Source organism: Arthrobacter sp. SRS-W-1-2016 (genome assembly GCF_002009585.1).
In the GTDB taxonomy this organism is placed as follows: Bacteria; Actinomycetota; Actinomycetes; order Actinomycetales; family Micrococcaceae; genus Arthrobacter; species Arthrobacter bambusae_A.
Window position 1 is genome coordinate 26786 of record NZ_MTPV01000066.1, and the last position, 14817, is coordinate 41602.

15 protein-coding genes are annotated in these 14817 nt (G+C 62.8%); 9 read left to right on the forward strand and 6 right to left on the reverse strand.

The window, feature by feature from the left end:
* Positions 1–136 precede the first annotated feature (136 nt).
* Genes BMF89_RS17070 through BMF89_RS17080 form a run of 3 tightly spaced genes read right to left on the reverse strand, consistent with a single transcriptional unit; the run spans position 137 to position 2174 of the window.
* Positions 137–904 (reverse strand): SCO1664 family protein, encoded by a 768-nt coding sequence (locus BMF89_RS17070; RefSeq protein ID WP_078108269.1) that lies wholly within the window; start codon positions 902–904, stop codon positions 137–139.
* The gene (locus BMF89_RS17075) at positions 904–1458 is read right to left on the reverse strand and encodes a DUF3090 domain-containing protein (protein ID WP_078108270.1); all 555 of its coding nucleotides are present in this window, start codon (positions 1456–1458) and stop codon (positions 904–906) included. Before BMF89_RS17075 ends, BMF89_RS17070 begins: the two co-directional genes overlap by 1 nt.
* A gap of 23 nt (positions 1459–1481) precedes the next feature.
* Positions 1482–2174 (reverse strand): histidine phosphatase family protein, encoded by a 693-nt coding sequence (locus BMF89_RS17080; protein ID WP_078108271.1) that lies wholly within the window; start codon positions 2172–2174, stop codon positions 1482–1484.
* 178 nt (positions 2175–2352) lie between these two features.
* On the opposite strand from BMF89_RS17080, the gene BMF89_RS17085 reads away from it, so the two are divergent.
* The 3 genes from BMF89_RS17085 to BMF89_RS17095 all read left to right on the forward strand — a co-directional run bounded on the left by BMF89_RS17085 (position 2353) and on the right by BMF89_RS17095 (position 3547).
* Positions 2353–2634, forward strand: a complete 282-nt coding sequence (locus BMF89_RS17085) for a type II toxin-antitoxin system RelE/ParE family toxin (RefSeq protein WP_078108272.1) — start codon at positions 2353–2355, stop codon at positions 2632–2634.
* Positions 2621–2923, forward strand: coding sequence for a HigA family addiction module antitoxin (locus BMF89_RS17090; protein WP_078108273.1), 303 nt, complete (start codon positions 2621–2623; stop codon positions 2921–2923). The genes BMF89_RS17085 and BMF89_RS17090 overlap by 14 nt, the downstream gene beginning before the upstream one ends.
* A 111-nt stretch (positions 2924–3034) precedes the next feature.
* A complete protein-coding gene (locus BMF89_RS17095) occupies positions 3035–3547 on the forward strand; it encodes a DUF1877 family protein (RefSeq protein WP_078108274.1) in 513 nt (170 codons plus the stop codon).
* 13 nt (positions 3548–3560) lie between these two features.
* Here the strand turns inward: BMF89_RS17095 and BMF89_RS17100 are convergent, their stop codons facing one another.
* Positions 3561–4340 carry an alpha/beta hydrolase gene (locus BMF89_RS17100; protein ID WP_078108275.1) on the reverse strand — a complete coding sequence of 260 codons (780 nt, stop codon included), beginning with the start codon at positions 4338–4340 and terminating at the stop codon, positions 3561–3563.
* A gap of 84 nt (positions 4341–4424) precedes the next feature.
* Here BMF89_RS17100 and BMF89_RS17105 point away from each other — a divergent pair, with 84 nt between their 5' ends.
* The gene (locus tag BMF89_RS17105) at positions 4425–6191 is read left to right on the forward strand and encodes a GNAT family N-acetyltransferase (protein WP_078108276.1); all 1767 of its coding nucleotides are present in this window, start codon (positions 4425–4427) and stop codon (positions 6189–6191) included.
* Between the two features lie 208 nt (positions 6192–6399).
* On the forward strand, positions 6400–6750 hold the full coding sequence (locus BMF89_RS22015) for a hypothetical protein (protein ID WP_216353842.1): 351 nt from the start codon (positions 6400–6402) through the stop codon (positions 6748–6750).
* 83 nt (positions 6751–6833) lie between these two features.
* On the opposite strand, the gene BMF89_RS17115 is transcribed toward BMF89_RS22015, so the two are convergent.
* Positions 6834–7040, reverse strand: a complete 207-nt coding sequence (locus BMF89_RS17115; RefSeq protein WP_078108278.1) for a hypothetical protein — start codon at positions 7038–7040, stop codon at positions 6834–6836.
* Between the two features lie 368 nt (positions 7041–7408).
* On the opposite strand from BMF89_RS17115, the gene BMF89_RS17120 reads away from it, so the two are divergent.
* The 3 genes from BMF89_RS17120 to BMF89_RS17130 all read left to right on the forward strand — a co-directional run bounded on the left by BMF89_RS17120 (position 7409) and on the right by BMF89_RS17130 (position 11996).
* Entirely contained in the window at positions 7409–9187 is a 1779-nt protein-coding gene (locus BMF89_RS17120) for an ABC transporter family substrate-binding protein (RefSeq protein WP_078108279.1), read from the forward strand.
* A 176-nt stretch (positions 9188–9363) separates the two neighbouring features.
* Positions 9364–10905, forward strand: coding sequence for an ABC transporter permease (locus BMF89_RS17125; protein WP_078108280.1), 1542 nt, complete (start codon positions 9364–9366; stop codon positions 10903–10905).
* Positions 10902–11996, forward strand: a complete 1095-nt coding sequence (locus tag BMF89_RS17130; RefSeq protein ID WP_078108281.1) for an ABC transporter permease — start codon at positions 10902–10904, stop codon at positions 11994–11996. Before BMF89_RS17125 ends, BMF89_RS17130 begins: the two co-directional genes overlap by 4 nt.
* A 24-nt stretch (positions 11997–12020) precedes the next feature.
* Here the strand turns inward: BMF89_RS17130 and BMF89_RS17135 are convergent, their stop codons facing one another.
* On the reverse strand, positions 12021–12647 hold the full coding sequence (locus BMF89_RS17135; protein WP_078108282.1) for a PH domain-containing protein: 627 nt from the start codon (positions 12645–12647) through the stop codon (positions 12021–12023).
* 79 nt (positions 12648–12726) lie between these two features.
* On the opposite strand from BMF89_RS17135, the gene BMF89_RS17140 reads away from it, so the two are divergent.
* Positions 12727–14574 (forward strand): ABC transporter ATP-binding protein, encoded by a 1848-nt coding sequence (locus BMF89_RS17140; RefSeq protein WP_078108283.1) that lies wholly within the window; start codon positions 12727–12729, stop codon positions 14572–14574.
* The last annotated feature ends 243 nt before the right edge of the window (positions 14575–14817 follow it).

Genomic DNA, 14817 nt, shown 5'->3' on the forward strand with positions numbered 1-14817 from the left:
TACGTGGTGCCGCGGCTGCCGACTCACCAAACAAGTCTGGCCGGGTTTCTTTCCGCCCGGACAACACACGCCCGCAGCGTGGGCCGGCCAGGGCGGGAAAGCGCATCGCGGCGGCCTTCGGCGCAGCCCAAGTCCCTTAGAACAGCGGCCAAGGCACAGCGGACATCTCACCGCTCGGAGCCGGAAACCGCCCCGCCAAGCGCAACCGGGCGCAGCGGGCGGCGAGCGATGCGATTTCTTCGGCGCTGAGCAAGTCCGCCAGGTTTCGGCCCAGGCCACCGTGCAGTCCTTCGCTGACACGATCGATGCCGTTTAGTTCCTCGGCGGTCAGGGGGTCTCCCAACCAACCCCACAGCACCGTGCGCAGTTTGTGGTCTCGGTGAAAGGTGAGCCCATGGTCCACGCCGTGCCGGTGTCCGTCCGTCATGGCAAGAATGTGGTCGCCTTTGCGGTCGGCGTTGTTGACGACGACATCGAACACCGCCATGCGTCTGAGCGCTGGTGAATCTTCGTGAACGAGGGTGACCATCCGTCCGTTCGCATCTTGTCCCTCGAGGACGGGTTTCCAGCCCGTCTCCGGCACATGGTCCGTTTCGACCAGGTCCACGGCGTTTTGCGCGGGGTCTCGGTCCTGCCAGAGCTGCACCATTCCTTCGCCCATCGGACCATCGCGCAGCCAGGTGCGCGGCACGATGTCCCAGCCGAAAGCCTGCGAGACCAGGTAGGCGGCCACTTCCCGGAGAGCCAGGGTGCGATGGGGAAAGTCCCACAGCGGGGTTTCGCCGGCTATTGGCTTATAGACAACCGCCACGTCGCCTATTCTGCCCAGAAATGTGGCGTTTGAAGCCGTCGTGATGCGGCCGGTGAGCGTCAGCTCGGCGGTCACTAGGTCCGTCGCTGGCATCAGACCTCGGGGAGGGTACAGACGTGCCCGTCGGGGTCTATCGGGTAACCGCAGAGCGGGCATGTGGGACGCCCGGCGGCCACGATCTCACGGGTACGTTTGGCGAACGCGCGGGCGGTGCCGACCGGCATGCGCACCAGGAGCATTTCGGTCTCGTCAGCGCCGTCCTCATCAAGCGACGGGTCGCTTTCATCAGCATCGACATCGGCGATGGGGTAGGCCTCTAGTACCACCTGGGCCGTGGTTGGGTCCCAGCCTAGGCTCATGACGCCGGTGCGAAACTGCTCCTGAACGGCGTCGAGCTGATCATTGTCGACAAGTTCGATGGGAGTACTCGTGGGAACGCTGAAGGGGTTGCCCTCCACGGTGATGAGCTGGTCGAGAATTTCGTCGATCTTCTCCGCGAGCAGAGCCGATTGCTGCTTCTCCAAGGCAATACTGACGATCTGCGTCCCTGCCCGTACCTGCAGGTAGAACGTGCGCGCCCCTGGAAGGCCAATGGTTCCGACGACGACCCGATCAGGCCAGGCAAACTCGTGAACACGTGTAGGCATGTCAGTATTCTAAAGCCTGGGGTTCATGGCGCCTGCCGTCCTGCTCCGCCGCCCACCGGCGCATCGCCAGAGTGGACGCCGTTTGACAGCCATGACAGATCACCCGCGTCGGTGTTTGTCGCGTGTACGCTGGGCCGGCTAGCGCCGTAGCGCACGATCGATACGGAGCCGGGGCCCACGGTAAGACGCTGGAACAGGTCAAGGTGCATGCCGAGCGCGTCGGCGAGGATTGACTTGATGATGTCGCCGTGACTCACGGCCACCCACACGGCTCCAGGCCCGTGCTCGGCTTCGAAGGCTGTATCGTGGCGTCGAATCGCGGCCACCGACCGAGCCTGCATCGCGGCCATGGATTCACCTCCGGGGAAGACGACGGCGGACGGTTGGGACTGCACAACCGGCCACAGATCCTCGGTCGCGAGATCACTGAGCGTGCGGCCCTGCCACTGGCCGTAATCGCACTCGGTGAGATCGGGATCGACCGGCGCGTAAGGCGTGCCAGCCTGGTGATCGAGGATGAGCCGGGCGGTCTGCTGGCAACGCTCCAGCGGGCTCGACACCACCGCGACCAAGGGCACGGCCGCGAGACGGTTTCCCGTCAGAGCCGCCTGGTCGCGCCCGATGTCGTCCAGGCTGACGCCGACGGCCCGGCCGGCCAGCAGCCCAGTGGCATTGGCTGTAGTGCGGCCGTGCCGCACGAGAATAACTGTCGCCATCCACCCAGCCTATCCGTCCGCTCGCTGCAGTGGCGCCGATAGTTACGCCGTCCATCCGGCGTGGTGTATGCCGGGGTGACTTCGCCGGCCGGACGCCTGCTTTCCTGTGACGGAACGCGTGGTGAGGCCCCGATTTAACGTCTAGCGTTATTAACGCCGTGCGTTATATTCTGATGTCATGATCAGGTCGTTCGGGAGCAAAGACACCGAACGGCTGTGGCGTCGTGAGCATGTGGCTTCGATGGATTCACGGATCCTTCGGTCCCCCCTCCGCAAGCTTCGCCAGGTGGGGTCCGCGGAGTCGATCGAGGATCTCCGCGTTCCGCCGGGGAACCGGCTCGAAGCACTGAAAGGTGACCGGGCCGGTCAATACAGCATCAGGATCAACGACCAGTGGCGGATCTGCTTCAGGTGGACAGACGCTGGACCAGAGGAGGTGGAGATCGTTGACTACCATTGACTATCTTGCGCCGATTCACCCAGGTGAAGTTCTCATGGAGGATTTCATTGTGGGTTTCGGCATCACGCAGAACAAGCTCGCCGTGGCGATCCATGTGCCGCCGCGCCGAATCAATGAGATAGTGCACGGCAAGCGTGCGATCACAGCCGACACGGCACTACGTCTCGGCAAGTATTTTGGAACGTCGGCTCAGTTCTGGCTCAACCTGCAGACGCATTACGATCTCGACGTTGCCGAAGATCGTGCGGCTGGGCAGATCGCGGCCATCACGCCTCTCAAGGTCGCGTGAACAAATCGGTGCGGCTGGTCATCGACATGCCGGTACAGTGCATCTCGCGAATTATCCACATAACGCAACTCAACCGTCCTGCGCGGTTTGCTCTTTGGCAATACTTGGTGAATGGGAATCAGATATTACGCATATGCATTCGACGGCGACCTCACTGAACGGGTGCTTTCCGACCCGATGACCTTCGTGTCGGTCGATCCGCTTGCTGATGCTTGGGGCCTTGACCCTGGTGTCGGGACCAGTGGTACCACCTTCGAGCAATTGATATCTGAGCGCGACATGCTCTATCTGGACAAGGCGTGGCGGCATCTACAGGTTCTCACGGCCCCAATGGGGGCGGCCATGGCGGCGCGACCCGCTTTTCGTATGTTTGAAGGGAACGTGACCATGCATGGCGACGGTTGGGACCCGTGGGTAAGGGCCTTGACTCCGTCCGAGGTTTTGACGATTGCTCAGGACTTGGACGATATCTCTGATGCGGAGGTGAGGCTGCGGTTGCCGGATTCGCCACGTGTCGATCGGGACCTTGACGTCGAGTATGCCGTTGGCTATCTCCGACTCGCTCGGGTCTTCGCCGCCAATCTCGCCGACGAGGGGCGCGGCATGGTCTACCTGATCGGGTAACGATCATCCTGTCTCAGCCCCAACGTTCAATATCTCGGCTCAGGATATTGGGCCAGGTTTCGACATCGTCCGGGGTGCGGGCGACCGTCAGTGTTGCTTGGGGGAGCAGCGCGGCGAGGGATTCCGCGGTTGACAGCGGGTGTCCCGGATCATCAACCCACGCCAGGATCGTCGTCGGGATATCGATTCGCGCGACGGCCTCACGAGCAGGCAGATCGCTGAGTGCCGCGCCCCGAAACACCGACGGCAAGAGGGCATCGGGGACGTCGGGCACCGTCTCCGGCGCACCAATCGTGGCCGGCGGGGTTGTTGTTCCGCGGGTGGTGGCGAGGAATGCCTCGACACCAACAGACTCGATAAGCGCCGCGGCAACCCGGTAGTTTGCAGCCTGCGCAGCTCGGGTTTCCCACGCAGTGGGCGGCACCATGAGAGTGAGCCCGGTAAAGCGGTCCGGCTCGCGGGAAGCGGCGTGCAGGAGTGTGCCGGTACCCATGGAGGGACCGACTCCGTGGACACGTTCGCCGGGGAACCAGTGATCGAGCAGCCGCAGGAGGTCGTCGGCGAGGTTTTGCCACTGATAGTCCTCGGGGACCTTCCGGCCTGTCGACCGGCCATGGCCGCGTGCGTCGTACCGCAGCAGCCGGGTTCCACTGAGTCCTCGGCCGAGGTCGAGGTTGAGAACCCGGTCGTGCGCGCGACTTGAAGTGAGGCCATGCAGTTGGACAATCGGATGCCCACCTTCGTCGCTCAAAGCAACCGCAAGCTCGGCGCCGGGAACCTCGAAAGTGGGCATCAAGCTCCTCGTTTCGTCACTGGCCGCGGCACTTGGAGCGGCCGCGTTGAGCATTCAGGCTATCTGGGGCGATACGATACTGCCATGCGCCTGACCAACGTCACGCACCTGCGCCTACCGTTCGGACGACTTTGGGGCTATGACGTCAGCGTGTCTGCGCTCCGGGGTCGTCTTCCGGTGTCCTTTGACCAGCGGCTCCATGTCGGGGCCGGCGACCGGCGCGGCTCCTGGATGGCAATGTCTTTTCGGCTGCCTGCACCAACTGGTCGTGAGGCGATTGCCGATGCGTGGCTGGCCGTCGTCGGCCGTCACGGAACTCTGCGAACGGCATTCGTGCCCGGTGCGGACGGTGATCCGGAGCTTCACGAAATTGAAATTGGTCCGGGAACCTGGGTGGAGCATGAGGTATCTCCTGGCCAGGCCGTCAATGAGGCGGTGCGGGACATCCTTGATGCGGCCTGCTCCCCATACCAACGCCCCTCACACCGGCTGTGCGTTTTGGAGACTGCCGCTGGAATCACCGTTGTGATCGCGGCCGACCACGCACATGTGGACATGTGGTCGATGCTGGTGATCGCGCGCGACCTGCTGTCAGCCCTCGACGCCGGGAGCAACGGCCGTGAACTGTTGCCCGAGCCAGCGCCGGCGTTTGTTGAACACACCCAGACGCTGCTGGACCGGAAACCGGCGCCGGACCACGTGCGCCACCGATGGGAACAAATCATCGGGGACAGCGGCGGCGCAATGCCGCAATTCCCACTGCCCCTGGGTGCGCCCGATCCTCAGCGCGAGCGCGTGGAAGTTCGCGATGTGTTCGATCTCGACGACGGTGCGGCCTTCGCGGCGCAAGCCCGCAACGACGGTGTCTCGACGCTCGCACTCGCCGTTGTCGCGATGACCGCGGTGACCCGAGAGTTGGCGGGAACCCCGCTGCGAGCCGTATTTCCCGTGCACAGCCGCTTCGACGACAAATGGCATGACTCAGTCGGATGGTTCATCACTAATTCGGTACTTGAGTCTGCGGTCGCCGAGCCGCTCGCCGCGGCGGCCGCGGTCAAAGAGGCCGTACAGCTTGGCTCATGGCCCCTCGCGGACGTCCTGGCTCCATGGGGCGGCATGCCGGTAGTTCCCGGGATGTTCGCGATCTCCTGGCTGGACCTGCGCAGGCTGCCTGTGCGAATCGATTCCGTCGGACTCGACGCCCAGTACGTGAGCGCGACAATCGACACGGACGGCGTCATGCTGTGGTTCATCCTGGACGACACCGGGTTGCATTTGAGGTGCCGCTATCCCGACACCGTTGAGGCCCGGGTCAGCGTCGGCGGATGGCTTGATCTTCTGGTCGCTCGTTTGCAGTCAGATGCGCGGTCCTCGGTTCGAGGACTTCTGCGCGCGGCTGGCCGGACCTTCAGGCTGGAACGGGCGAGACGCGATGATGTTAAAGCCATCGCCGCGCTGCTGTCGGATGATCAGTTCGGTCCGGATCGGGAGTGCGCCGAGCTCGAACGGTACGAGGCGGCCTACAACCTGGTTGTTCGCGACAGCTCCAACTATCTGGGGGTTGTCCGCAATGATTCCGATTGCATTGTTGCCACGATGCAATTGACCGTCATTCCAGGACTTTCCCGGGGTGGTTCTTCCCGACTACAGATCGAAGGACTTCGAGTTGCTGCCGCGGAACGTTCACAGGGCTTGGGTGCCGCGATGCTTGAGTGGGCCCACAATTTTGGCCGTGCGCGTGGGGCGCAACTAGCACAAGTGACCACCGACGAAGCACGGGAACGGGCCCGAGCCTTCTACACCCGGCTCGGGTATCGGACGGCACACGTCGGGCTGAAACGGCGCATATAGGCACCTCGCCCGCGCGTCGTTGGCGGGTTCGGCGTGACTACGGTTCCAGCCCTACAACGGAGGGCAGCCCTTTTACACGTTCCAGTGGTAGTGCCCGTTCTTGTCGGCGCCCTTGCCGCCGCAGACGTAGCTCCGGCCATTTGCCGCAATCCCTTGCATGCCGACGTCGGCATTAGGGCAAAAGGCTCCGGGGATTATCCCTTGGACCGTGTTCGGCGCTGCGGGCGGCTGGGCAGCGGGACCAGGGTCTGCGGGCGCCACCGGTGCGGCTGGTACAACAGGCGCCGGCGCCTGTACTGCGGGTGCCGGTGCAGCCGGGGCTGGTGCGGCGGGCGCTGGTACGACGGCGACCGGCGTCGCCGACGGCGGAGCAGCGGCCGCCGTCGTGGGGGCCTCAGGAGAAGGCGACGACGAAGAAAATGCCGAATTGACGCTTTCGCTTGGCGACGCCGTAACCGTGGCCACCGCTGATTCGCTTGGCAAGTGGCGCACTTCCGACGCCGGTGCGCCGCACGCGGCCAGCGCCAAGCCGACGATTGCGCCGATGAAGGCACGCTGAATGGAACGGGTTGAGACCATGATTCCCCCAAATAGACCAGTGAATTGAGAAAAGACTAGGCCTGCACAAGGGGGAAAGCGAGACTAACCAGTTGTTTTCGGGAACCAGACGACGGTGGCGCGCTCGCCGTCGTCGGATACTCCGGCGGGTTCATCGCCAAGCGGTTGGCCGTGCGCCAATCCGGACCATTGGTACTCTCCGCCTGGGTGAATCTCCGGGAAATCCGATACCTCGCCCTCGCTGCGTTCCTTGTCGCGGGGACCGCCCTCATAAGTGAATTTCTCGCCCATACACCTCAACGTAGACTCCGGGGCGAGGCCTGGATACCCCCTCCACCCTGCCAGCGGCCCGTGCGAACCCACGCCGGAGGTCCCTCCCGGAAGGGTTCAGTGATGGAGAATTAACTGACATAGGCCCCGATTCGCCTTGAATCGGGGCCTATGTCATGTTGCCTTGGATCAAGAAACCACTTGGACGTCCTTGAATGATTGCATCTCGATAACAAACTTTACCGGCGGGAAACTTTCGACCCAAACATCCGTTCCGGGCGCTAGGCTACTGCACATGTGAGACGAGCCACAAGCCTGCTGAGGGGGTTGTGGCAGTCTGCCGGAGTCAACAGCGCCGGCTTTTTCCACTCAAAAAAATAGGAGGCGGAATGCGTTTCGGACGTACTTCCAAAGCAGTGGGTATTGCGGCAATCGCCGTAATGGCACTGAGCGCCTGTGCCGGCAATTCCGGTGGCAATACCCCATCCACCGGAGCAGCTGCCAAGACGGGTGGCACGGCCACTGTGGTCGAGGTCAACGCTTTCAACACGTTCAACCCCAACACAGCCGATGGCAACACTGATATCAACTCCAAGATCAGCTATGCAACGCACTCGGGCTTCTACTACATCGACAACAAGCTGAACGTCGTTCACAACGACAAGTTCGGCACGATGGAGAAGGTCTCGGACAACCCGCTGACCGTCAAGTACACCATTAACGATGGCGTGAAGTGGTCTGACGGCACTCCGGTTTCCGCAGCTGACCTCCTCCTGCAGTGGGCAGCCTTCTCCGGTTACTACGACGACGCCGACACCAAGGCCAAGACGGGTACGTCCTACTTCTCTTACGCCGGTGACAACACCGGCTTGAGCCTGACGGACTTCCCGGAGATCAGCAACAACAACAAGACCCTCACGCTCAAGTACTCCAAGCCGTTCGCCGACTGGGAGATCGTGCTGGGTGGTCCCGGCATTGACGTTCCTGCACACGTCCTTGCCCAGAAGGCTGGCCTGAAGGACACCCAGGCCCTGATTGACTTCTTCAAGAGCAAGCCGCGCGGAAACTCCAAGGCACCTCTTCCGACGGACCCGAAGCTGAAGGCCATGTCGGACATGTGGAACACCGGCTTCGACACGAAGACGCTTCCCGCGGACCCGACCCTGTTCCTCTCCAACGGTCCTTACATCGTGAAGAGCATGAACCAGGACCAGTCCCTCACCATGGTCCGGAACAAGGACTACAACTGGGGGCCGACACCGAACCTTGACGAAATCACCGTCCGGTACATCGGTTCGGCACCGGCCCAGGTCCAGGCCCTCAAGAACGGCGAGGCGGACATCATTGCCCCGCAGGCTTCCGCTGACACTCTCGACCAGCTGAAGGCACTCTCCAGCCAGGGCGTTACCGTCGACCAGGGCAACCAGCTGGCCTTCGACCACCTGGACCTGAACTTCTCGGGCCCGCTGGCCGACCAGAATGTGCGTACCGCCTTCATGAAGACCGTGCCCCGCAAGGACATCGTCAACAAGATCATCGGCAAGCTTGACCCGAACGCGAAGCCGCTGGATTCCCAGATCTTCGTACCCCAGCAGGCTGCGTACGCTGATTCCGCCAAGAACAACGGCTCCTCGGCCTTCCAGGACGTGGACATTGATGGTGCCAAGAAGCTCCTGAACGGTGCTACTCCGGAAATCCGCATCATGTACAACAAGGACAACCCGAACCGTGTTGACGCCTTCTCGCTGATCCGCGAATCCGCCACCAAGGCCGGCTTCAAGATCGTCGACGGCGGCTTGGGCGCCTCTGACTGGGGCAAGGCCTTGGGCAAGGGCGGCTATGACGCCACCATCTTCGGCTGGATCAACCCGGGTGTCGGCGTGTCGGGTGTTCCGCAGATCTTCAAGACCAACGGTGGAAACAACTTCAACCAGTTCAGCAACACCGACGCAGACAAGCTGATGGAGCAGCTCGTGGTCACTACCGACCGCAGCAAGCAGGACGACCTCCAGAAGCAGATCGACAAGAAGATCTGGGACAGCTCCTACGGTGTTCCGCTCTTCCAGTCGGTGAACGTGGACGCCTACAGCGACCGCATCACCGGCGTGAAGCTCATGCCGAACCAGACGGGTGTTTGGTGGAACTTCTGGGAGTGGGCTCAGAAGTAAACCTTGCTCGCTGAGCTAAATTACCTGCCAAGGCGCCGGGACCGACGTATCATGGTCCCGGCGCCTTGGTTGGTGCACCGGCATATTGTCCGCTTCCTACAACCTCATCCAGGGAACGGGCACGATTCTGCGATGGGCGCCGGCGAACCCGGGCCTGGATTTCGAGGTTCCTCACCATGTTGACCTATATAGTCCGGCGGTTGATTACCGCCGCGTTCATTCTTCTCGGAGCATCGTTCCTGGTGTATCTCCTGACAGCGTCGTCCGGAGATCCCCTGGCCGAGTTCCGGGCCAGCAGCGCGCCCAACCGGCAAGCGCTGATGGATGCCCGCATCGATTTGCTTGACCTCAACACACCGCCCCCATTGCGCTACTTCAAGTGGCTTGGCGGTGCGGCCCAATGCATTGTGCCTTTTGGAAACGCCTGCAACCTCGGCAAGAACATCGCCGGCCAGCCCATTACCGAAGCTCTCGGCTTTGCCCTGGTTCAAACGCTCACACTCGTCACGGGCGCTACGATCCTGGCCATCCTGATCGGCATTTCCCTCGGCATCGTCACGGCACTCCGCCAGTACAGCGCGCTCGACTACGGCGTGACATTCATGGCGTTCCTCTTCTTCTCGCTGCCGATCTTCTGGGTTGCCGTCCTCCTCAAGGAATTCGGCGCCATCGGCTTCAACGACTTCCTCCGAAATCCGGAAATACCGCCGACCGTCGCTTTGGGGATCGGTGCTGTCCTTGGCATCATTGGCGCCGTGGTTGTCGGGGGAGCGGCCAAACGCCGGCTGATCGTCGGCGGATCAGTCTTTGCCGCGGTGTCCCTCATCCTTTTCTACTTCTCGCTGACTCAGTGGTTCCGCAATCCCGGTTTGGGCCCTGTCGTCATTGCCATTCTTGGAGTAGGAATTGCCTTCGGAGTCACCGTTCTGGTTTCAGGGCTCAAGAACCGCAAGGCCCTCCAATCGAGCCTGATCGTGGTGGGCATCGGCGTAATCGCCTACTTCGCGGTCCAACCGTTGCTCAACGACGCGACCGGGCTCATGATTTTCCTGCTTGCCATCGCCACCATCCTTGTTGGACTGGCCGTCGGGTACTTCATGGGCGGCTACGACCGCGGGCAGTCAATGCGTGCCGCCGCGATCACCGCTTTCCTGGTCGGAGCGCTCGTGGTGATGGACCGCTTCATGCAAGCGTGGCCGTCGTACTTCAACAACAGCAGGGTTCGCGGACGCCCCATCGCCACCATCGGTGCAGGAACCCCGAACATTCAGGGTGACTTCTGGATCATGTCCACCGACACGCTGACCCACCTCGTGTTGCCCACCATCGCCCTCATCCTGGTGTCCCTGGCCAGCTACACGCGATTCACGCGCTCGTCGATGCTGGAAATCATGAACATGGACTACATCCGGACGGCGCGGGCCAAGGGCCTGAGCGAACGGTCCGTGATCATGGGCCACGCATTCAGGAACGCCCTGATACCCATCGCGACGATCGTAGCGTTCGACATCGGCGCGTTGATCGGTGGCGCAGTCATCACGGAATCGGTGTTTTCCGTCCGTGGCATGGGCTTCCTGTTCATTGACGGACTGCAACGCTCGGACGTGAACCCGGTTATGGGTGTCTTCCTGTGCGTTGCCATCACCGCAATGGTCTTCAACCTCGTAGCGGACCTCGCGTACTCCGCTCTCGACCCACGCGTAAGGATCAAAGCATGAGCCAGCCAACCCAAGAGGAAGAGATCCTGGCACAACAGGCGCTTGCCGAAGCCGCAGGCGCCGAGGCCGGCAGCGAAGCCACCGGAGGCCTGAGCCAAGGCCAGATTGTCCGCAAACGGTTCTTTGGCCACACCGGAGCCCTGATCGGGCTCGCAGTGTTCGCCGCGATCTTCCTGCTCGCCTTCACTTCCGTGGGTGCCTTCGGCATACCCGGGTGGTGGAAGTACAACCACACGGATGTTTCGCCCCTCGTCAACGATGGCGTCCCCACGTCGTCGTTGTGGCCCCTTGCTTGGGGCGAGCACCCGTTCGGCCAGGACCGGATTGGCCGCGACTTGTTTGCCATGACCATGCGCGGCGCCCAGCAGTCCATCACCGTCATGGTCCTGATTGGTGCCATCGCGGGGGCGGTCGGCGCAATCGTCGGTGGCCTTGCCGGCTATTTCCGCGGCTGGGTGGAAGCCATCCTGATGCGCCTCACCGACGTCATCATCATCATCCCGGTGTTGCTCCTCGCGGCCGTGGTTGGCCAGATTGCCAACCGCAGGGATGAAGGCAGCTGGATTGCAAGCTTTGCTTCCAACAACGGCGTCGTCATTCTCGGCGTCTTCCTCGGCTTCGTCCTCTGGGTGGGCCTCGCCCGCCTGGTCCGCGGAGAGTTCCTGACCCTGCGCGAGCGGGAGTTCGTGGACGCAGCCAGGATCTCCGGAGCGTCGAACGCAAGGATCATCTTCAAGCACATCCTCCCCAACGCCGTCGGTGTGCTGATCGTGAACGTGACCCTGACGATGTCCGCAGCGATCCTGCTGGAGACCGCCCTCAGCTACCTGGGCCTCGGCGTGAAGGCTCCCGACACTTCGCTGGGCCTGTTGGTTGCCCAGAACCAGGAAGCCTTCGCCACACGGCCGTGGCTGTTCTGGTTCCCCGGCCTGTTCATCATCCTCATCTGCCTGAGCATCAACTTCATCGGTGACGGCCTGCGGGACGCCTTCGATCCGCGGCAGAAGAAGTTCAAAGCCAAGAGCGCCGTTGAAACCACAAGCCACTCCAGCACGACGGCGCCGGTTGCCGATGCCTCGAAAGGCAGCTGAGTGCGACCTGTCCGGCAAAACCTCCTACAGGAAGACCGCCCAGTAACTGGCCGCGGCCAGGACCACCGTGGCCGCTATCCGGAACCATCCGACGGCGACCGTCACCAGGGCGTCCTCGGCCCGGCCGGGTTCCACGCGGCCGGCCTCCACGAGGTCCTGCCAGCGGGTGCGCACGAGGACTGCAGCGGCACCGGAATCTGTGTTCTTGAGGTCCCCGGGGCGAACCGAGCTGCCGGGGCCGTACGTGGTGCCCGGGAGTCCTTTGAGGTGTTCGGGGCGGGCATTGCGCCCGCCCCAGATTCCCGGTGCGGGAGCAGCCCACGCCGGGTACTTCTTGCGCGGCGTCACCAGCGTGAGGGCGTAGCGGGTATCAACTTGCACCAGTGCGTCCCACGGAACATCGATGGTCCGGTAAGGATTCTCCAGCGCGACGCCGGAATCCCGGACCACCACCACCGGGCGCCAGAAGAGCAACCAGCCAAGGAACGCTACGAAGAGCAGGGGAGCGGTTCCCGGAAGGGCGCGCGGCCCGCCTGCCACAAGCGTGACCACCACTCCGAAAACGGCAACGGCCCAGCAGATCCAAGCAAACAGCTTGCTGGTCCGGGCCTTGAAGATTTCGACATTTCCGGCATACGGCTCTCTGCTCATGCCCCTAATAATTCAGGATTCCGGGCTACTTCACTAATCACCCCTTGGAGGGTGGCCCGGGTGGAAGGGAAGACCCAACATGACTGACAACGCCAGCCCCGAACCGGAGGCTACCCAGCTCGAAACCGAGTCGGACAGGAGCACTCGCGGGGCCATGGTCCTGGAAGTACGCGATCTCAGCGTCGACTTCGGCGTAGACAAGAAATGGGTTCCTGCCGCCATCGGACTTAACTACGAGGTCAGGGCCGGCGAGGTCCTCGCCATCGTCGGTGAGTCCGGTTCCGGCAAGAGCGCCAGCTCCATGGCCCTGCTCGGCTTGCTGCCCAGCAACAGCCGCGTTCGGGGAAGTGTCAAGCTTTCGGGCAAGGAATTGCTCGGCGAAAAGTCGGGCAACATCCGTGAGGTCCGGGGCAAGGACGTCGCCGTGATCTTCCAGGAGCCCATGACCGCGCTCAACCCTGTGTACACCGTGGGTGCGCAGATCGTGGAGACGCTCCGGCTGCACAACTCGATCTCCCCGGATGAAGCAAGGCAGCGGGCCGTGCGCATGCTTGAGCTGGTGGAACTTCCAGACCCGGAGAAGGCATTCAAGTCCTATCCGCACCAGCTCTCCGGCGGCCAGCGGCAACGGGCCATGATCGCGCAGTCATTGTCCTGCGATCCCAAGCTCCTGATCGCAGACGAACCCACTACTGCGTTGGACGTGACGGTCCAGGCCGAAATCCTGGATCTGATGCGCAACCTGCGCAACAAGCTGGACAGCGCCATCGTCCTGATCACGCACGACATGGGCGTGGTGGCAGACCTCGCCGACCGGATCGCAGTGATGCGCAAGGGCGTCATCGTGGAGAGCGGCACTGCGCAACAGATCTTCAGCAACCCGCAGCACGAATACACGCAGGCTCTTCTGGCCGCCGTTCCCCACCTGGGACAGGGGGCGGACAGCACCGACGTCGACGTTACCGCGGCACTGGCCGCGGCAACCCACGCCGAGCTGGAATCGGTCGATCACGACGAGCTGGTCCGCCGGGAGCGCGAAAACCAGGCTGCTTTGAAGGCAGCGGCGGAAGAAGCGTCCAGGCCCAAGGGTGAACCGGTGCTTGAGCTGGTCGACGTGGCCATCGAGTACCCCAAGCAGGGCAGGGTTCCGGCGTTCCGTGCTGTCGAGGGGGCCAACCTCGTGATCTACCCCGGTCAGGTGGTGGGTCTCGTCGGGGAGTCCGGTTCGGGCAAAACGACGATTGGACGCGCCGCCGTCGGGCTCTTGCCTGTAGCCGAAGGCAGCATGCGGGTGGTGGGGCAGGACATTTCCGCCGCCAAGCGCAATGGAAAGCAGCTGCACGAAGTGCGGCGCGACATCGGCATGGTGTTCCAGGATCCGTCGTCGTCGTTGAACCCCCGGCTGCCCATCGGTGAGAGCATCGGCGAGCCGATGTTCCTTGCGGGGGTGGCGAAGGGCGTCAATCTGCAGAAACGGATTGAGACCCTTCTGGACCAGGTGGAACTGCCGCGCGGCTACCGCAACCGGTATCCGCATGAATTGTCAGGCGGCCAGAAGCAGCGCGTCGGCATTGCCCGGGCGCTGTCGCTGCAGCCCAAGCTCATGGTCGCGGATGAGCCGACGTCGGCGCTGGACGTTTCGGTGCAGGCAAAGGTCCTGGAACTCTTCCAGAACCTGCAGAGGGAGCTGGGGTTCGCGTGCTTGTTCGTCACGCACGACCTCGCCGTGGTTGATGTGCTCGCGGACCGGATCTGCGTGATGCAGCGAGGCCGGATCGTGGAGCAAGGCACCCGGGAACAGATCCTCCGCAATCCGCAGGAGCCCTACACGCAGAGGCTGCTGGCCGCGGTGCCGCTTCCGGACCCCGAGAAGCAGCGCGAGCGTCGGGAACTGCGCGCGCAGCTCATGGCGGCAGGCATCGAGTAGCAATCCGGAGGCGTTCCCGGCGGCACGAACCGACCGGCGCAACCGCAAGAGAGTCTCCGTCGCCATAGGCGGCGGGGGCTCTTTTTCGTGGGTGTCTTTGTGGTTGTCTGAGGCGCCGGGAGTGTCTGTTGTACCCCTTTGGGGTGCCAGAAATAGCCCTACATTCCGGGGAAAATCAGGGATCAGGCATGTCGAGTCTAGCAACGCAGCCCTCATTGCGTGAAATGACTGCTTCATTTACGT